This is a genomic window from Emticicia agri, from assembly GCF_004168285.1.
Taxonomy (GTDB): domain Bacteria; phylum Bacteroidota; class Bacteroidia; order Cytophagales; family Spirosomataceae; genus Emticicia; species Emticicia agri.
In genome coordinates, this window is sequence record NZ_SEWF01000016.1 from 76,064 (window position 1) to 94,799 (window position 18,736).

16 protein-coding genes are annotated in these 18,736 nt (G+C 39.1%); 2 read left to right on the top strand and 14 right to left on the bottom strand.

What is annotated here, in order from left to right:
• The first annotated feature begins 44 nt into the window (after positions 1 to 44).
• Complete coding sequence (locus tag EWM59_RS12705; protein ID WP_165372168.1) at positions 45 to 830, top strand: hypothetical protein; 786 nt, start codon at positions 45 to 47, stop codon at positions 828 to 830.
• Positions 831 to 963: 133 nt separating this feature from the next.
• On the opposite strand, the gene atpG is transcribed toward EWM59_RS12705, so the two are convergent.
• From atpG to EWM59_RS12720, 3 genes are all read right to left on the bottom strand, one after another.
• Entirely contained in the window at positions 964 to 1,848 is an 885-nt protein-coding gene (gene atpG, locus EWM59_RS12710) for an ATP synthase F1 subunit gamma (RefSeq protein ID WP_130021355.1), read from the bottom strand.
• Positions 1,849 to 1,903: 55 nt separating this feature from the next.
• Positions 1,904 to 3,481 carry a F0F1 ATP synthase subunit alpha gene (atpA, locus tag EWM59_RS12715; protein ID WP_130021356.1) on the bottom strand — a complete coding sequence of 526 codons (1,578 nt, stop codon included), beginning with the start codon at positions 3,479 to 3,481 and terminating at the stop codon, positions 1,904 to 1,906.
• A 277-nt stretch (positions 3,482 to 3,758) separates the two neighbouring features.
• Entirely contained in the window at positions 3,759 to 5,009 is a 1,251-nt protein-coding gene (locus EWM59_RS12720; protein WP_130021357.1) for a PQQ-dependent sugar dehydrogenase, read from the bottom strand.
• Positions 5,010 to 5,268: 259 nt separating this feature from the next.
• Here EWM59_RS12720 and EWM59_RS12725 point away from each other — a divergent pair, with 259 nt between their 5' ends.
• On the top strand, positions 5,269 to 6,270 hold the full coding sequence (locus EWM59_RS12725) for an SMP-30/gluconolactonase/LRE family protein (RefSeq protein WP_130021358.1): 1,002 nt from the start codon (positions 5,269 to 5,271) through the stop codon (positions 6,268 to 6,270).
• Between the two features lie 138 nt (positions 6,271 to 6,408).
• On the opposite strand, the gene EWM59_RS12730 is transcribed toward EWM59_RS12725, so the two are convergent.
• The 11 genes from EWM59_RS12730 to EWM59_RS12780 form a co-directional block, all read right to left on the bottom strand.
• Positions 6,409 to 7,692 (bottom strand): M16 family metallopeptidase, encoded by a 1,284-nt coding sequence (locus tag EWM59_RS12730; RefSeq protein WP_130021359.1) that lies wholly within the window; start codon positions 7,690 to 7,692, stop codon positions 6,409 to 6,411.
• Between the two features lie 150 nt (positions 7,693 to 7,842).
• Positions 7,843 to 8,676: a hypothetical protein gene (locus EWM59_RS12735; RefSeq protein WP_130021360.1), complete on the bottom strand. Its 834-nt coding sequence runs from the start codon at positions 8,674 to 8,676 to the stop codon at positions 7,843 to 7,845.
• 211 nt (positions 8,677 to 8,887) lie between these two features.
• Positions 8,888 to 10,201: a cell division protein FtsZ gene (gene ftsZ, locus EWM59_RS12740; protein ID WP_130021361.1), complete on the bottom strand. Its 1,314-nt coding sequence runs from the start codon at positions 10,199 to 10,201 to the stop codon at positions 8,888 to 8,890.
• A 364-nt stretch (positions 10,202 to 10,565) separates the two neighbouring features.
• Positions 10,566 to 11,990, bottom strand: a complete 1,425-nt coding sequence (ftsA, locus tag EWM59_RS12745; RefSeq protein WP_130021362.1) for a cell division protein FtsA — start codon at positions 11,988 to 11,990, stop codon at positions 10,566 to 10,568.
• 79 nt (positions 11,991 to 12,069) lie between these two features.
• Positions 12,070 to 12,837, bottom strand: coding sequence for a cell division protein FtsQ/DivIB (locus EWM59_RS12750; RefSeq protein ID WP_130021363.1), 768 nt, complete (start codon positions 12,835 to 12,837; stop codon positions 12,070 to 12,072).
• A 161-nt stretch (positions 12,838 to 12,998) separates the two neighbouring features.
• Positions 12,999 to 13,775, bottom strand: coding sequence for a GNAT family N-acetyltransferase (locus EWM59_RS12755; protein ID WP_130021364.1), 777 nt, complete (start codon positions 13,773 to 13,775; stop codon positions 12,999 to 13,001).
• Between the two features lie 4 nt (positions 13,776 to 13,779).
• Positions 13,780 to 14,880 (bottom strand): undecaprenyldiphospho-muramoylpentapeptide beta-N-acetylglucosaminyltransferase, encoded by a 1,101-nt coding sequence (gene murG, locus EWM59_RS12760; protein ID WP_130021365.1) that lies wholly within the window; start codon positions 14,878 to 14,880, stop codon positions 13,780 to 13,782.
• A gap of 26 nt (positions 14,881 to 14,906) precedes the next feature.
• Positions 14,907 to 16,091 (bottom strand): FtsW/RodA/SpoVE family cell cycle protein, encoded by a 1,185-nt coding sequence (locus tag EWM59_RS12765; RefSeq protein ID WP_130021366.1) that lies wholly within the window; start codon positions 16,089 to 16,091, stop codon positions 14,907 to 14,909.
• Between the two features lie 301 nt (positions 16,092 to 16,392).
• Complete coding sequence (gene mscL, locus EWM59_RS12770; RefSeq protein ID WP_130021367.1) at positions 16,393 to 16,734, bottom strand: large conductance mechanosensitive channel protein MscL; 342 nt, start codon at positions 16,732 to 16,734, stop codon at positions 16,393 to 16,395.
• Positions 16,735 to 16,778: 44 nt separating this feature from the next.
• Positions 16,779 to 17,723: a DUF3078 domain-containing protein gene (locus EWM59_RS12775; protein WP_165372169.1), complete on the bottom strand. Its 945-nt coding sequence runs from the start codon at positions 17,721 to 17,723 to the stop codon at positions 16,779 to 16,781.
• Between the two features lie 159 nt (positions 17,724 to 17,882).
• On the bottom strand, positions 17,883 to 18,713 hold the full coding sequence (locus EWM59_RS12780) for a mechanosensitive ion channel family protein (protein WP_130021369.1): 831 nt from the start codon (positions 18,711 to 18,713) through the stop codon (positions 17,883 to 17,885).
• Positions 18,714 to 18,736: the final 23 nt, after the last annotated feature.

The following is an 18,736-nucleotide window of genomic DNA, read 5'->3' on the forward strand; positions in this document are numbered from 1 at the left end:
AGGTTCTGTATTCCGTTCCTATCTAAGAACATAACTCAATTTTGATGAAAAAGAGCAATTTTGTTTATTTAATCGCTACTTCCTTTTTTCTCTCATCGGCACTTTTCTCTTGCGGAGAAAAAGAAGCCCAAAAAACTGATAATCAAGCCAATAGTCCGAGCATCCATACATTGATTTTTATTGATAAAACTGCCAGTGTTGATGTGCAGAAACCGTTTGTTGCCAATAAGTATCAACAGGCGCTCACTTCTATCATTGAGCAGAATTTCAGAAAAGCAGGTGATACTTACCAGATATATTATATCCACGAGAATACCTCTAAAGCCCGTACCCTGTCATTGGTTTGTCGTACCGAGATGGAAGATACAGAAGGGGTAAATGCTACCGATTTAGAGGCTATTAAAACCTCTTATGATTTATCTATCCGCAAAGAAAGAAACTTTGTTATCCAGCAATCATTGAATCGTCTGCAAGCGCAGAATGACAATGCCTCCAACCTTGAAACCAATATTACAGCAAGTATCCCTGTAATAGCCAAATTATCAGAAAATCCTGGTGATGTACGAGTTTATTACCTGAGTGATATGGTTGAGAGCGTAAAAAACGGCAGAGATTTTCAGATACGTCCGCCTAAAGACGATGCCGAAGCAGAAGCATGGGCCACAGCAGATGCTGAAAAGTTGAAAAATTACCAGCTAAGCAGCCCGGAAATATCAATGATTCTTCCTTTTGAACCTACGAGTTCGTCTAAAGAAAATAACCCGACTGTTACGCATTACTGGCAAAAATTATTTGAAAGCCTTGGCGTGATGAGTGTGACGGAGATGTAGAGAAATCCTTTGCACAGGCGAAGATTTGTAATTAAGTCAATTCAATAATCACTAAATCGCTCATTCACTAAATCACTCAATTAAAAGGGGCCAATCTTTCGATTCGCCCCTTTTTTATATCTATTGAAAGAGATTAATCTCCTTTCAAAGCCTCGGCACCGCCTACAATCTCCAGAATCTCTTTGGTGATGGCGGCCTGACGACTACGGTTATATTCAATTTTCAATGCACGAAGCAATTCATTGGCATTGTCAGTTGCTTTGTCCATTGCTGTCATACGGGCGCCGTGCTCAGAAGCATTCGATTCTAATACCGCTTTATACAATTGCATTTTAATGGCCTTTGGTATCAACTCCAATACAATCTCCTCTTCCGAAGGCTCAAAAATATAATCGATTTTGCTGGCTTTTGAAGCATCTGCTTTCTTATCTACTAATGGCAACATCTGGTCAACACGAAGAATCTGTGTAGCCACGTTTTTGAATTCGTTGTAAACCAGTTCAACTACATCATACTTGCCTTCTGAAAAAGCAGTCATGATGGCTTCAGCAGCCGAACGGGCATGCGCAAAGTTCAGGTTCTGAAAAATACTCATATAAGTATCATTCACTTTGAAACTACGACGTTGTAATGCCTCTCCACCTTTCTTTCCTAACGCCAGAATTTCTACATTGCCTTTAGCTGCCTGTGTAGGGTATTTCTCATTAATCACAGCCAGAGCTGCTTTAATGATATTTGCATTGAATGCACCGCAAAGTCCTCTGTCTGAGGTTACTACCACTACCAGAACTTTCTCTACCTGACGTACCGTTGTAAAAGGGCTTGTAGCACCTACTTCTGTATTAGCAGATACAGTAGCAATCAGTTCGTTCAGCTTGGTAGCATACGGACGCATCTGAAGGATAGCATCTTGTGCTCTACGCAACTTCGCCGCCGATACCATTTTCATGGCTTTTGTAATCTGCGTGGTTGAGTTTACCGAGACAATTCTATTTCTAACTTCTTTTAATGAAGGCATTTTTCTATATAATTAAGAATAAAAAGCGTTTTTACACGCTTTTCATTCTATGTTATTAAGCATATTTTTGAGCTAACTCTCTACCTACTTTCTTGATAGTGTCGGTAGCTGAATCGTCTAATTTACCTGCAGCAAGTCCTTTCAATACATCAGGATATTGTGCTTTCAACAAGGTAATAAATTCAACTTCAAACTCTTTCGTTCTGGCTACTGAAACTTTGTCAAGTACACCATTAATAGAAGCATAAATGATAGCTACCTGCTCACCTACTGCAGCCGGAGAGAACTGTGCTTGTTTCAAAATCTCCTGGTTACGACGACCACGTTCGATAGTCAATTTGGTAGCAGCATCAAGGTCTGAACCGAATTTAGCGAAGGCTTCCAATTCACGGAACTGCGCCTGATCCAATTTCAGAGTACCTGCTACTTTTTTCATTGATTTAATCTGAGCGTTACCACCCACACGAGATACCGAGATACCTACGTTGATAGCCGGACGGATACCTGCATTGAACAAGTTCGACTCAAGGAATATCTGACCGTCAGTAATCGAGATTACGTTAGTTGGGATATAAGCAGAAACGTCACCCGCTTGTGTTTCAATGATTGGAAGGGCTGTTAACGAACCACCACCTTTTACTTTACCTTTCAATGAAGGCGGAAGGTCGTTCATGTTTTGCGCAATCGCATCATTGGCAGTAACTTTAGCGGCACGCTCCAGCAAACGGCTATGTAAGTAGAATACGTCTCCCGGATACGCTTCACGTCCTGGAGGACGACGAAGTAATAATGATACCTCACGGTAAGCAACCGCTTGTTTTGACAAGTCATCATATACAACCAATGCAGGACGACCAGTATCACGGAAATACTCACCAATGGCAGCACCTGTAAATGGTGCAAAGAATTGCATGGGTGAAGGGTCTGATGCACCGGCAGCTACGATTACTGTATAATCCATCGCACCATATTTACGCAAGGTTTGCTCAACCGCTTTGATGGTAGATGCTTTCTGACCACAAGCTACGTAGATACAATAAACGGGTTCACCTTTATCGTAGAATTCTTTCTGGTTGATGATAGCATCGATACAAACCGCAGTTTTACCTGTCTGACGGTCACCGATTACTAACTCACGTTGACCACGACCGATTGGAATCATTGCGTCAATCGCTTTAATACCTGTTTGAAGAGGCTCTGTTACAGGCTGACGGAAGATAACACCCGGCGCTTTACGTTCTACAGGCATTTCAAAAGTTTCACCTTGAATCGGGCCATTACCATCGATTGGCTCTGCAAGTGTGTTAACCACACGACCTACGATACCGTCACCTACTTTCACAGATGCGATTTCGCCGGTACGCTTTACAGTTGCACCTTCTTTGATACCTGTTGCATCTCCTAAAAGTACCGCACCTACGTTATCTTCTTCCAGGTTCAATGCAAGGGCTTTTAAGCCATTTTCGAAAGCCAGCAATTCCCCGGCTTGTACTTTTGATAAACCATATATACGTGCTACACCGTCTCCGATTTGTAACACAGTACCTATTTCTTCAAGTTCCGCTTCGGTTTTTGAACCTGCTAATTGTTCACGTAGAATAGCCGAAACTTCATCTGGTCTGACTGATGCCATATTATATTTTGATGAGTTTTTAAATGTAGATTTGAAAAACAGGTTTATACCTTAATTTTTCGGGTGCAAAAGTACGACACATTTTTCACAATTCCGATGTTTTGGCAAAAAAAGATATGAAAAAGTAGGACTATTTTTAGAAATGGGCTTTTGCGCTTATCGGAGTGAATAAAATATCGAAATCAGACTTTTCAGAATATTCTTTGTTGTTGGTTTTATCCCCTTCCGCATATCAGGCACTCTGACGATGCGGAAGAGGTAAAGTTGTGATTGTTTCTTACTTCGCCCCTTTATAACTAATCTTATAAATAGTCCCGCCTAAATCGTCTGAAACATATATTGAACCGTCAGGACCTTGCGCCAGGCCACATGGGCGGTGTTGTACCGGGCCTGTTGGTTTGGCTAAATCAATACCTGCAAAGTTATCAGCGAAAATCTCCCAGGGGCCGGATGGTTTACCATTTTTGAAAGGTACAAATCCTACCATATACCCTTTTTTCAACTCAGGTGATTGTCCGTGAAAGGCAATGAAAGCCCCATTTCTGTATTTAGCAGGAAACTGAGTGCCTGTATAAAACAACAAGCCATTTGGCCCTAAGTGAGCCGGAAAAGCCGCAGAAGGATTCAGTGCTTTTTCTCCACCTGTTTTTTTACCATCACCACCGTATTCAGGGCATAAGATTTTCTTTTTCTGAAACTGGTCATAATACACATAAGGCCAGCCTGCATCTGCGCCTTCATGCAATTCATACATGGTTTCGGCAGGCAGTTTAGTACTCATTTCGGGTGTATAATAATTAGGAAAAGCCTCATGAAATTGGCCTCTACCATGCATCATCACAAACAATTTGTTAGATTTGGTATTCCAGTCTAAACCCACAATATTTTTCAATCCGGTGGCATATCTTACGCCATCACCATAAGTCTGGTTCAATTTATTGGTTTTAAAACGCCACACGCCCCCTACCGAATCAAGTAATGCACAAGGTGAGATACCTTTGTTGGTACCTTTTTCTTTGCAGGTTTCATCATAAGAGCCTACAGTTACATAAATATTATCGGCATTATCTAAAGCGATAGATTTTGATTCGTCACGGCCTTTGGCAACTAATCCGGTTACGATTAATTCGGGGCTGTCAATATTGGTAATCTCTCCGTTGGCATCTAATTGATAGCGATATACACCCGTATTAGACGACGAATATAGATAGTTATCTTTAATGACAATACCCGTGCCTTTATAATCCAACAAGTCTTTCCGTGCATCTATTTTGCCATCACCATTAGAATCATAGAGGTAAACCATACCCTTCGCCTCTTTTGGTTTAGATATTTTAGCATAAATACCCCCTTTACTGGTTACAGCCATATGTCTTGTCCCACCTAATTCACTTCCAATAATAGTGGTGGTGAATCCGGCAGGAACTTTGATAGCAGGGGCAGGGGTTTCGTCATAATTGTAGGCAGAAAGTAAAGATACACTTACTGCTGCCACGAGCAGGTAGCGCATCCGAAAAATGGTTCGCATGGTAGTATTGATAGATTATGGTTGAAAATAGGGAGTGGTTGAAGCCACTTATAGGCAAAGATAGATATTATTGTATCACGATTTTTCAAATCGTCAAAATTCGGCAGAATTTTATCAATCCATTTAATTACCCGAAGGGAATGACTTAATTATTTGAATACCCGATATATATTGAAAGACGATTTAAAAAATCGTGATACATAACTATTTTCATAAAAATCCCTTAATTTCGCTACTGAACCTATTCAAAGCCTATTGTATGAAAACATTAGTATTATTCGCCTCAATCATTACTATGAGCTATACCGCAACAGCCCAACAAAAAACCCTTGGTAAGGTAAATCGCCTTGACCCCGCTTTAGATAACCTGATAGACAAAGATGCCAAAATAGAAATTCTGAGTGAAGGATACGACTGGTCGGAAGGTCCGGCATGGGTTAAAGATGGCAATTATCTGCTATTTTCTGATGTGCCTGCCAATACTGTTTATCAATGGAAAGAGGGTGAAGGTGCCAAGCCTTTCCTGAAGCCATCGGGCTATACAGGAGTCGGCGTATATAGCGATGAACCGGGTAGCAATGGATTGATTATCAATAAAGAGGGTATGCTGGTATCTTGTGAGCATGGCGACCGCCGTATTTCAGTGATGCCTCTGACAGTAGGCGGCAAACGCACATTAGCTGATAACTATGCAGGCAAACGTTTCAACAGCCCTAATGATGTAGTACAGAAATCGAACGGAGATTACTATTTTACTGACCCACCTTATGGCTTGATGAAAAAAGACAAAGACCCTACGAGAGAAACCGAATTGTTTGGGGTTTATCGCAGAGCTACTAATGGCACAGTAACATTACTCATAAAAGACCTGACCCGCCCGAATGGACTGGCTTTTTCACCAGATGAAAAAACGCTATATGTTGCCCAATCTGACCCTGATCGAGCATATATTATGTCGTATCCGGTTTTGGCTGATGGTAAAGTAGGTAAAGGTAAAATTTTGTTTGATGCTACACCAATGGTAAAAGAAGGTTTACCTGGCTTACCGGACGGCTTGAAAGTAGATAAAAAAGGAAATATTTTTACCACCGGGCCAGGAGGAGTATTGATATTGACCCCACAAGGGAAATTAATAGGAAGAATAGAAACAGGTGTACCAACTGCTAATTGCGCCTGGGGAAATGATGGCTCAATGCTGTATATCACAGCCGATATGTATTTATTACGGATTCAGACCAAGACTGTTGGGGTTGGATTCTAAAGAACCGCACGACGGTCGCCCCGACCCAACAATGGGGAGGGAGGGTGTCTCAAAAGGAAATTGCACCAAATATTATTTGGAAAATACCCTCACCCCAACCCCTCTCCCGTGGGAGAGGGAGATTTAGAGGGTGAGGAGTTATTTCCCTCCCACAACCACTTCACACAAGTCTTCCTGTCTGAAGTAGGTATTAGCCATTTCTATCACATCTAAAGGTGTTACTGCTCTTACTTTCTGAATATAATTATCATAAAAATCAGGCGATAGTTCATCTAAGAGTATAATTTTTTGTCTGTCGGCTACCTCAAAAGGAGTATTCAACGAACCTACCAACGAACCAATCATATAGTTTTTGGCAGTATCCATTTCATCCTGCTCTACAGGTATCGTTTGTAATCTGCTGATTTCCTTGGCAATTTCATCAAGGGTTTGTTGGGTAAATTCTTTCTTTACATCGGTACCCATTACCAGATACCCACCATACCTTTGTGGCACTAATCCCGACGAAATACCATAAGTAAAGCCTTTATCTTCACGAATGTTTTTCATCAAACGGCTACCGAAATACCCGCCGAAGATGGTGTTGGTAACAATAAACTTAAAAAAATCAGGATGAGTACGACCAAACATCCGTTTACCCAACCGAATAGATGATTGTAAGTTATCTAAACGCTCCAGTAATACACTTTCAGGGTGCTTTATTTCTGTCAGGTTGTCAGTAATAGTATTCTCTTTTTGCGGCTCTAAAGGCGTTTGCCCTAAATATTGATTTACAGCATTCACTTCTTCATCTCCGAATTTACCTGCAATAAATACTCTGAAAGATTTACCCCTGATATTTTTGTCGTAAAAATCTTTTACATTTTCTCTGCTAATGCTTTCTATTAAAGCCAGCGTTAAAGATTTTCCATACGGGTGATTCAGTCCATAAATTTGCTCTCTGAAAACCTGACCTGCCAGATAAGAACTTTTTTCAAGGCTGATTTTGAGGTTTTGTGAGGTAATATTCTTCTGAACCTGTAGTTCATTCTCAGGAATTACCGAATCGGCAATCATTTCCTGTAATAAAGGTAGTAGCTTGGGCAAATGCTTGGTAAGCCCATGAACAGTAATACTTAACCGCTCAACCGAATGGCCGATTTCTAAAAAAGCGCCATACTGGTCAAAGTGTTCACTGATTTCGGTAGCCGTATGGCTCGAGGTCCCTTCCGAAAGCATTTTAGAAGCAAAATGTGCTTCGCCTGTATGGTTTTCGTAGCGGCTTCCTGCTTCAAAAATCAATTCCAGACGCACTACGGGTTGTTCTCCTGCCTTAACCATATACACAGGTACCTGATTATTAAGTAACACTTTCTCTGCTTTGGGTATGCTCACCTGTTCTATTATCTGTGAGGGAGGTGCTATGGTTCGGTCTAATATCATAGGTTTAATTAAGATAAATTCAATACTCTTGGGTGTAATACAGAAAAAGTAAAATGAATAACGAACAGTTCTATAAAAAGTTCATTATTCATTTTACTTTAACAGAGGTCTGATACAAGAGTTTACTGAAAAATCATACAATTATGTCATCTATTCAATTGGAATGTCTACTTTTTTTACATTGCCTTCCATATCTTTATCTATTATGTAAAAAGTAGACTTTTTAATAAGTTCTTCCTCTGTAATTTTTGCGGACAAAAACTCAACACAAAGATTTTTGGGAAAAACAGCAGTAATAGATTCAGAATCATTTATAAGAGCGAACTTCCTATCTTCTAAAAAGTTCTTGCATTCATAAACAACAGTAATAGCAACGTTTTTTATAGGTGGAATTGCAAATACAGACTTAAAATTCTTTAAAGATGGTATTATCATGCTTGTAAGCACACGTGAAGCTCTTTTTCTTGGTGTTGTCTCTACTGTATTAAGTATCTTATCGTAGGCAATGCAATTTACCAAAAAGGTTAATTCCGAATTTTCTGTTTTAGTAAAAATTATTGGAAACATGTTTTGTCGATAATAAAATTGGGTACGAACCTTCCCAAAACTTGAGCAATCGTTAAGAAACATATTTATAAATTCTTTATTATCAACCAGATAAGGATACTGTGTAGACTGGAAATAGTCTTCAGGTTTTGGTTTTTGAATTATTTCAGATAATTCTTCAATTACATCTTTATTACTTTTACTATTTATTTCACTATTACTTTTACCAATTACTCCTTGAGAGTTTTTGATTTGCATTGCTGCTTTAGCATATGAAACAGATAAATTAAGTACTGCCACTAAATCTATATTCCCCAAATCGTACTTTTCTGACTTTACCTCTACTTCTTGTTTAGAAGATGTTGTTTTACTTTTTACCTGACTATATCCAGCACAGAAAAAAAACAGAAATATAATAGTGATAAATATGTTTTTCATTATTTTTTTATTTAAAGGCATAAAGAGCAAGTTACAAGCTATTTGTCATAGTGACAAATAGCTTGTAACAAAAAATAGATTATTTTCTCACATAGTGAAATATTTAATCTATTGGGGTGTCTCTAAAAGTTCTTAAGAAATTATATTTCAGTCTATAAAAGCAATTCTTCCAAATAGATAATATTAATAATTCAGAATGATAACAAAAAAATTATCGGGCAGATTCCATCATATTCAGCAAATAATCTAATTCATATTCAAGCACCTTGCTATTTTGCTTTAGTTTTCTGATGTCCTGTAACTCAACATTATTGCGGGAATAAGTAGGGTTATTTAATGCCGGATTCCGGTATCCTTCTCTCATAAACCGCTGAATCATGGTTCTTATTTGCTCCATATCGTCTCTTTTAGGAGGTTCAGGCACAGAAATTGGCGTTGGAACCTGAACTGGCTCTGCCTGTTGCTGAACTTTTTCGCCTTTCACAGTGCTTGTTCTTACCACTTCAAACTCTACTTCTTTTACAACTTCAGGCTCTGGGGCAAGGTCAAAACCTGCGGCTACAATGGTTACCCTCACTTTCTTGCCGAGTTGGTCGTCCACAGCAAAACCATGTTTAAACAATTGAGCCTTTGCCTGAATCTGACTCTCAATAAACTTGGTAACCAATGTCTGGTCAGAGAGTTTGATTTTATGCTCTGAACTATAGGCAATACTTACTAATACCCTTTGTGCCCCACTGATACCATTGCTTTCTAACAAAGGAGAAGACAAGGCGGCCTTAATAGCTTCCTCTGCTCTTTTGTCGCCTTCGGCTTCTGCGGTACCCATTACGGCTTGTCCGGCACCGCCTAAAACTTTCTTCACATCGGCAAAGTCAAGGTTGATAATTCCGGGACGGGTAATGAGTTCAGCGATACTTTTTACACCATTGGCCAATACATCATCGGCTTTATGGTAAGCATCTTCAATATCCATATCACCGTATTGCATTTCAAGACGCTCATTCTTGATAATCAATACGGTATCACTATATTTCTTCAGTTCTTCAATACCGGCTCTTGCCTGTCTGATTTTTTCTTCACCTTCAAATGTAAAAGGGTCAGTTACAACGGCTACTGTAAGGCGACCCATATCTTTGGCTATACGTGCAATTACCGGCGCAGCACCTGTACCGGTACCACCACCCATACCTGCTGTAATAAATACCATTTCTGTAGGTTCTTTCAGTACTTCCCGAATAGCTTTTTCGCTTTCTTCGGCAGCCTTTTTACCCATACTGGCCTCTGTACCTGCTCCTAAGCCCTTGGTTAGCTCAATACCTATCTGTAAACGACGGATTTCCGACGGAGCAGATTCCAGTGCCTGCTGGTCGGTGTTACAGATTACTAAACCAATATCGCGAACACCCAAATGATGCATGTGCTTAACAGCATTACAGCCTGCACCCCCAACACCAATCACCTTGATGATGTTTTTAAATTTGTTTTTGCTCGAAACAATTTCGAATTCTGGCTCTGGAGACATTTTAGTAAGAATTTATGTAGATTAGGAAAGTTTGTTATTAGTCAACATAAATACTTGCGTAAACGCAACGATTAATCCTGTGCGGAATATAAATTCTTAAAAGGTCTGGCATTATCGTTTAGCAGCAAATACGTCTATTAACTATCAGTTTTTATGGTTTGGTTTACTATAATATATATACTCAAAAATACGAAATATTGTTTAAATATATACTCAATTTTGCACGCTTGTTTTGTTAGAAGTTGTTTGAGTTAAATTTTGAAAGTAAAAAAGAGCGGTCCGCCGTAGCGGGATTTTTAAAGCGCAGTATTGAACAAAAAACGACTTTTTTAATTCAATAAGATTAACTCAAACAACTTCTTAATTAATTTGTATAGTTTTTATCATCTCCCATGTCAATCTTTCCGGCCGAAGAAACCTTTTTTTTAAACCAGCCGAATATGCCTCCTCCACTCTGTTCTTCTTCTTGCGGTGGTTCTTCTTTTTTGCCGTTCAATTTGCTATTAGGTGTATCAAAGCCATTGTTATAGCTTCCGATACTCACCTGGCTTTCGGGTATATCGCCCCAAATTACTTCTTCCGGTACACGCTCGTCTAATGGCATAAACCCTGATAAAACAAGCCCCACTACTGTAGCATATTTAGGATCTGCAATTTTAGCCACAGCTGTCTGTCCGATATTTCTGATAGTATTACCAACACGGATATTCATACCGTTGGTTACTTTGGTAAATACTTCTTTTATCATGGCAATATTTGACGTGCCACCTGTCAGTACTACGCCGCTTATCAATTGCCCATCATAGCCCGAGTGCATGATTTCGGCCATTACCATTGAGGCAATCTCTTTCACACGTTCTTCAATAATGATGCTTACGTTTTGCGCCACTATTTCTTTATCAGGTAAGCCTTCAACTCCCGGAATCTTGATGATGTCGTTCTTACCTACCTCATCTGGCGGTATAGCACCCATAATCAGTTTCAGTTTTTCAGCATGGTCAGGCAATATCTGAAAAGCCTTCACCAAATCATTGGTAATGCTCTTACCTGCAAACGGAATTACTGAAATATGGCGTAAACCACTCTCCTGAAAAATAGCAATCTCGGTAGTATCGCCACCGATATTTACTACAGCTACACCTAATTTTTTATCTATTTCGCTCAACACTGCCATCGCATCGGCCAATGGTGTAAATAACGTATGAACGATTTTAAGCGGAACAAAACGATGATTATTCTGTACTTTTACCCCTACACTTTCAATCGTTCGGCGTAGTGCCAGATGTGGGTCATTAGGGGTCGAAATCAGAAAGAAATTACCGCCTAATGTAATGCCGAACCGACCTATCGGATTATCGGGTACATGTGCTCTGTCAACGATAAATTCTTGTGGGAAAGTATGAATAATAATGTTCCCTGCAGTCGGACGAAAAGACTTACGAATGTCAACAGCTAATCTTTCTATTTCTTCTTTACGAATAGTACTACGGCTATCATCTCTGGTCAGAAAACTCTGATGTGCTTTACCCTCTACATTCTCGCCTGAAATATTGACAATAACATTGTGGATATTGATTTCAGCCTTATCAGAGAGAACATTCAGAATACGGTCAATGTCTTTTGCTGTAAACTCTAAATTTACTACGGTACCGTTAGATACCCGACCTCTCTGGGTAGGTTCTTCCACGATGTCAAGAATTTTTACTTTCCCGACCTCGTCCATTATGCCAGCAACGGCACAAATCTTCGTGCTGCCAATGTCAATACCTACTATTACGCCTTTACTCATTCTCGTTATTTTTTAAGGCATTTATCCATGACAATTATTTTATGGAGGTTTTCATAAAATATAAATGCCGACCTCTGCTTTACTTACAGACTACCTGTCCGTCATACTTCACACTTATATGTGAGAACGCATCCCAACCCTTTACAGGTAAAATCTGCTTGTAAAATATTTTTAAGCGATTCAATCGATTCTGGATGTTTTCAGCTTCTCCAAACTCAATTATATGTTTCCCTAACAAAGGTACAATGGTAATATTGCCGGCTTTGTTAATGTCTAATTGGGTAAACTGAGCTTTTAAGAAATGGTCTTCGTTTATTAAATTGATGAAATTTAATAATTTTTCCTGACCTTTTTGCTTTAAACTCGGCAAATTTCGGAAATATTCGCCCGAAAGCAATATAATTCTTGCGGAATATCTTTCAGAAAGCGGAAAAAAGTACCCTTCGTTGTCTGTATATACATCTTCTCGCCCATCTGACATCAGGATTCGGGCTACCGGAATATGTTGTTCAACATCAATATTCAGATTACCCTCTATACCTCTGAAAACCTGACAACTTTTAATTTGTTTATTTTTCAGTATTCTTTTTTCAATTTCTCTTAAATCTATTTTATCAAAAAGCCTTCCGGTCAACTGGTCGCTGCCTTGTCTGGTAGCCAGGCTTTCAATTTCTTTTGCATCAATAAAAAACTGCTCGTTGGCATTCTTAATCTTCACCTCGATCTTTTTGCAACGGTCAGTCGAAAAGGTATTACTCGAAAATATTATTAATACGACAACCCCAATCAAGGCACTCCCTGCCATGACCCATCTGCCTATTTTCTTAAAATTAACTTTCTTTTCCATTTACTTTAGCACGTAAAATTTATTGAGCGGCCGCCGCTGCGGTGATTTAGTGATTAATGGTGAATTAGTGAATGGTGAATTAGCGAATAATTGGTTCAATAAATGGGAAATTAGCGTGCATACTCCTAATTATTCGCTAATTCACCATTCGCCATTCACAATTAAAGATTCCTCAAAAACCCATTCTTATCTCCCATCATCTTGAAATGGTCGGCTTCTTTGGGTTCTAAATCGGTTTTGCAAAGTTCTTTTAATTTTTCAATGTCCTTGCTCCACTCATACCCGTTATAGTACGCCAGTCCTTTGTGGTCTCTGATTTTGTATAAGGCACCGGGTTTATAGGCAGTACCCAGGTACACATATTTCAGCCCATTATCTTTTGCCCAGCGTATGGCTCTCCACATCATCCATTTGCCCAGCGAATGTGTACGCATATATTCAGTATCAAAGAACGCAAACCAATAGTGTAATATATCTTTATCTAAGGCTGTCAGAATAAACCCTAAAAACTTACCCTCTGATGAAAAACGAAAAATATGGGTTCCTATTTCTCTCGACAAGATATATTGCCAGCGCTCCATACTCATGTTATCATCACCGATCCGCTGCGATATATATTCCTGACAGAACTCAACAAAGGTTGGGTCGTTTAAATCAAAGTCTTCTTTTTTGACTACTTCTAATTCAACCTTTAACGGTTCCACTAAACGATTGACCCTGCGGTTTTCTGACGTATCGTCAAAATTGTCTAAATCTACCCTTAAACTTCTGGCCAGATAAAAAATATCTCCCTCTATGCTCAAATCACCTGTGTAAGGCAAAAACCCTTTTTCATAAATCTCCGGTAGCTCTTGCTGTGATTCTTTCCAGCAATATATGGCATAATCAAAGGTATAATTTGAATAATCAACTCTGTTTTCAGAAAAGAAAATTTTCATAATTCTATATTAAACGTAAGACTTCTGCGGCAATCTCCTGCCCTGCATTGGGCTTTGCTAAAGTCTTGATGTTTTGACTCAATTCGTTCATGATTTTCGGATTCTCGGCCAATTCAATTGCTTTATCAACCAGTTTTTCTCTGGCTTCGGCATCTTTTACCAGCCAAGCCGCATTGACGTTTACCAGACTCAGGGCATTCTGGGTCTGATGGTCTTCAGCAGCAGCCGGAAAAGGCACTAAAATAGACGGCTTGGCCGTGAGGCATAACTCAGATACTGATAAAGCTCCGGCTCTTGAAACTACCAAATCAGCAGCGGCATAGGCTAAATCCATCTCATAGATAAAATCAGCTACAAATACCCTTTGGGTTTGTAAAGCCTCTACTGCCGACCTTGCCTGGTCAATAAACAATTTACCAGTTTGCCAGATAATTTGTAAATCGTTAGAAATTAAATCATTCAAGCCTGCCAGTATCGACTCATTAATGGTTCTCGCCCCCTGGCTTCCGCCGATAATCAGCAATACTTTTCTATCATCACTTAGTCCAAAATGCTTTAATGCCTGCTCACGTTTAGAAGCAGTTTCGAGTATATCTTTTCTTACCGGATTACCCGTCATTACAATTTTCTCTGCCGGAAAAAATTTTTCCATACCCGGATACGCCACACATATTTTTCTGGCTTTTTTTGCCAGATTTTTATTGGTCACTCCGGCAAAAGAGTTTTGCTCCTGAATCAGCGTTGGTACTTTTAAAAAATTAGCCATTATTAGCGTTGGTCCACTGGCATATCCTCCAACCCCAATAGCCACATCAGGCTTAAAGTTTTTGATAACCGTATAGGTTTTCCATAAACTTCTGATGAGTTTAAAAGGTAATCCTATATTGGCTAACATATTAGAACGATTGATACCTGCGATGGGTAATCCTATAATTTTATAACCCGCTTTAGGTACTTTTTCCATTTCCATTTTACCTTCGGCACCTACAAATAAGATTTCTGTATCAGGGCTTTTTGCTTTCAGTTCGTTAGCAATTGCCACTGCGGGATAAATATGCCCACCTGTACCGCCACCCGAAATAATTATTTTAGCACCTTTACTCATTCAGCTATTAATAGAAAATTGGTTTATTATTTTAAAGCAGCTACCTTACCCTCGTCGTGTTCGCCCTTGGTTACACTCAACACAATACCTATGGCTACCGATGTAAACAAGATAGAGGTTCCACCCATACTCATCAGGGGTAGCGTTTGTCCGGTTACAGGGCCTAAACCTACATTGATAAACATGTGAACAAATGCCTGAAATACAATACTGAAAGTAAGCCCTACACAGAGTAGGCCACCAAAAGCCCTATTGGTATTTTCGACATTTTTCAGTCCCCGGTATAAGAGCCAAAGGTACATAAACATGATAACAATTGCCCCTAAAAAGCCATATTCTTCTACAATAATAGCATAGATATAGTCAGAAAATGCTTCAGGCAGGTAGTTACGCTGAAAACTTTTCCCGGGGCCTATCCCTATAGCTCCACCTCTGGCAATGGCAATCATAGCCTGGTCTCGCTGATAAGTGTCGTCTCTGTCAGCATTACCAACTACTTTGTCTCTGTTTAAATCAGTATTTGTAAACGCTTCTATACGTTCTAATACCACTTGTCCACGACCAAAATCAACACCTCTGTTATAAAGAAAGATACTGGTACTTAATACGATTATAATAGCCCCCATTACAAAGCCAGCCATACGAAACAGATAACGTGCAGGTACACGCCCAACCCACATAATAATGAAGCAGGTAAGACCCAGAATAACAGCCGTTGAGAAATTGGTTACTGCCAGCATACCACATAGCAAACCACACCAGAAAATTAACCCTAATAAGGTTTTAGGGTTATATTCTACGTTTTGTCTGCGTGCCAGCATAGCTGCCAGATTGGTAATGAGTACTAAACGCACCAGGTCTGACGACTGAAACGAAATACCAAAGATATTAATCCAGCGTTTGGTGCCCCCTACAGTTGTACCAAAGAAATAAGTGTACAACAAGAGGACAGGCGTAATCCAGAGCAATAACCTTGAAACACCGGCAAAATTGGTGTAATTGATTCGGTGCATACACCAGATTACTCCCAGACCTAATAAAAGATGGATTGTATGTGAGAGCAGATAACTTTCGGTGTTGCCACCGGCTCTTTTGTAAGCAAGAGCAGAACTGGCGCTATAAACTACCAGTACACTGAATAACGAAAGCACGGCGATAATAAACCAGATTTGCCAGTCGCCACGCAGTTTGTCTTTTAACCACGTTTCCATGACGTATTGTGCGGAACACCGCAAAAAAGATTATAGGATATAAGCACGAAATATTTAAAATCGGGTATTTGCATGCCCAAAATTAAACCTGATAACAAATGTAAATTAATTATGCTTGAAAGAAAAAGAAAAACAATAAAATTTATTTTAGGGCTATTTGCCTATTATATCTGCTGATTTTTACTGTATTTTTCTCTGATAAACCAAATTATGTATGGTTTGTTTTCTTTTACCATCAGTTTTTTGCCGGATGCCGACTAAAAAACCTCTTGCAAGTGCATCAACACATACAAGAGGATTATTAGACACCAATCTGATTATTTTCTGTCAGCTTCATTTTATTGGCTGCTTTCACAACCAGGAAAAGCACAAAAGCAATAATAAAAAAGTTGATTACTACACTCAGAAAATTGCCATAATTAATAGCAATAGCTGGCACTGCTTTGCCTGCGGCGTCAACAGTGGCTTCTTTTAATACTATACCACCTGTAACGCCACCACCAGTTAATACATTTACAATAGGCATGATGATGTCATCTACGAGAGAAGTTGTGATTTTGCCGAAGGCAGCACCAATTACCACACCAATAGCCAAGTCAAGGACATTGCCCTGAGCAATAAAGGTTTTAAATTCTTTTAGCATTGATTTTCAGGCGTTTAAAGGGTTTATAAATTATTGAGAAATTGTTAAAGCGTAAACAATAATCCTGCGGCAAATCCCTGACTTATCTGAAACTTATCAATCTGGTCACGGTCGTAGATTCCTAAAAGCGTAAAGTTCAGGTTCAGATATTTATTTACTTTAGCAGTGGCAATCAGGTTAATATTATGGTCAATTGCATTTTTCTCAGGTGCTACCCGTTTAGGTGTATAGGCTAAAAAACCCTGGTAACGCAATTTCAGATTCACATTTTTGGCAATATCTTTATCAAAAGCAGCCACTAACTGAAACCCTGTCTCAAATAGTACTTTCTTCCCTTTCTTTACCCCGTAAGCATCGTCTTTTTTATTGTATTCAGTAAAATCGGTAAAGACTTTATCGCTTGCTACAAATGTCTGGCGCAGTGTAGCCCCTCCCAGTTGCAGTACAAAATAAGGAACCGGTTTATACTCAATCCCTACTCCTTCTGACAAATAGCCGGGTGCCATAAAACTTGAGATGGTTCTTTTACGCTCGGTAGGCAAGCCATCGTTTTCATAAACCACCCCCGAAGCAAATTGCGATAAAAAGTTAGCCCCTGCAAACCAGTTGATGGTAGGATTAATTCTATGCGCATATTTTACCTCCATAAATAAACGGTCAATACTCTTGGCTCTTCTTTGTCCTTTATTATTGATAGTTCCTATCTGAAACTGTATATCGCTTACAAATGCTCCTTTATTTTTATTATATTCTGCCCTGTTATTAAACAAAGCGCCTATAGACCAGCTATTGATACCCCCACCTTGCCAGTTGTTAAAAGCGGCCTGACTAAAGTTAATCCCAAACTGTGTATTCCGGGGTTTCCAGAAGCCGATTTTTAAAGAATCTGCCAGTGTTTTCGCATTTCTCAAACTAAGGGTATCATTTTTTTGCGCCCATAAGCCAGAAGCTGATAAAATAAGTGTTGCGATAAGAATAAATTTTCTCATTGGATTAATCCGGGTTAGATATTTCAGGTTAAAAGCGTTACGCCCAATCATTATCATATACGATTAGCGCAGTTTGAATTACGTAAGAAGAGCCTTATTTCTTCAAATATATACGGTTATATAGGAGAAGAGTAACAGAACACGGATTTAATTTTTGTATCAGTCAAAAATTACAATTTTCTTTGATTGCAGCACCTGTAAAGGGAATACTGTTTTTGATTCTTGTGTTTGTATGGTTAAGGAGGTATTATCCATAGCAATAATTTCACCCTTTACTCCGTCTATTTCTATTACCTGTCCTTCTTTATACTTGTTTTTACTATAAAATGAAGAGATAATATTCAATAATATTTCTTTAGAGGCAAAGCCGTAACCTATGGCAAAGGCTAAAATAATACCACCTATAAACAGATTAAAACTCGACTCCAACAGGCTTGTATTAATACCTACCTGCGCTACAGACTGAATCACAAATATGATAAGCAGGAAAAAGAAAACGGCTGTACCTATCAGTTTTCCGGCGGCAATATTAAAAGATTTACAAAGCGACACCACAAAATTGCGGAGCGTATCAGCCAGCCATATCCCTACAAACAACATAATACCTGCCGAAATCATCTTCGGAATAAACTCAACCAGCAGTTTCACCATATCCGAAATAGCAGGTACCCCTAAAGTATCTGCCGCCGGACGCAGAATAAATATCAGAATAAAGTAGTAAAGAATTTTAGAGATGATGGTACTTATTTTTATTTCTACCTTCATGCTTTTAATAGGCTCAATCTGTGTCAGTTTTTCACCTATTCTATCGGCACCTATCTGCTGAAGCATTTTTTTCGTAATAGCCGCTACTGCTTTAGCTACCAACCACCCTATTATCAATATAGCTAATGCTCCAATCAGATTATATATAAAACTCATAAAGCTTTTAATAAGGTTATTAAAAGTCTCCATAAGGGTCTCTACAAAACTTGGTACTCTTTTATCCATAAACTATCTCATTCAAAAATTTC

Coding starts and splice junctions, on each gene's coding strand:
- EWM59_RS12725 (WP_130021358.1), top strand. CDS start 5,269: ATGAAAACATTAGTATTATTCGCCTCAATCATTACTATGAGCTATACC.
- ftsA (WP_130021362.1), bottom strand. CDS start 11,990: ATGAGTAAAGGCGTAATAGTAGGTATTGACATTGGCAGCACGAAGATT.
- EWM59_RS12705 (WP_165372168.1), top strand. CDS start 45: ATGAAAAAGAGCAATTTTGTTTATTTAATCGCTACTTCCTTTTTTCTC.
- atpG (WP_130021355.1), bottom strand. CDS start 1,848: ATGCCTTCATTAAAAGAAGTTAGAAATAGAATTGTCTCGGTAAACTCA.
- EWM59_RS12750 (WP_130021363.1), bottom strand. CDS start 12,837: ATGGAAAAGAAAGTTAATTTTAAGAAAATAGGCAGATGGGTCATGGCA.
- EWM59_RS12730 (WP_130021359.1), bottom strand. CDS start 7,692: ATGATATTAGACCGAACCATAGCACCTCCCTCACAGATAATAGAACAG.
- EWM59_RS12780 (WP_130021369.1), bottom strand. CDS start 18,713: ATGGATAAAAGAGTACCAAGTTTTGTAGAGACCCTTATGGAGACTTTT.
- ftsZ (WP_130021361.1), bottom strand. CDS start 10,201: ATGTCTCCAGAGCCAGAATTCGAAATTGTTTCGAGCAAAAACAAATTT.
- EWM59_RS12735 (WP_130021360.1), bottom strand. CDS start 8,676: ATGAAAAACATATTTATCACTATTATATTTCTGTTTTTTTTCTGTGCT.
- EWM59_RS12765 (WP_130021366.1), bottom strand. CDS start 16,091: ATGGAAACGTGGTTAAAAGACAAACTGCGTGGCGACTGGCAAATCTGG.
- EWM59_RS12755 (WP_130021364.1), bottom strand. CDS start 13,775: ATGAAAATTTTCTTTTCTGAAAACAGAGTTGATTATTCAAATTATACC.
- EWM59_RS12720 (WP_130021357.1), bottom strand. CDS start 5,009: ATGCGAACCATTTTTCGGATGCGCTACCTGCTCGTGGCAGCAGTAAGT.
- murG (WP_130021365.1), bottom strand. CDS start 14,880: ATGAGTAAAGGTGCTAAAATAATTATTTCGGGTGGCGGTACAGGTGGG.
- mscL (WP_130021367.1), bottom strand. CDS start 16,734: ATGCTAAAAGAATTTAAAACCTTTATTGCTCAGGGCAATGTCCTTGAC.
- atpA (WP_130021356.1), bottom strand. CDS start 3,481: ATGGCATCAGTCAGACCAGATGAAGTTTCGGCTATTCTACGTGAACAA.
- EWM59_RS12775 (WP_165372169.1), bottom strand. CDS start 17,723: ATGAGAAAATTTATTCTTATCGCAACACTTATTTTATCAGCTTCTGGC.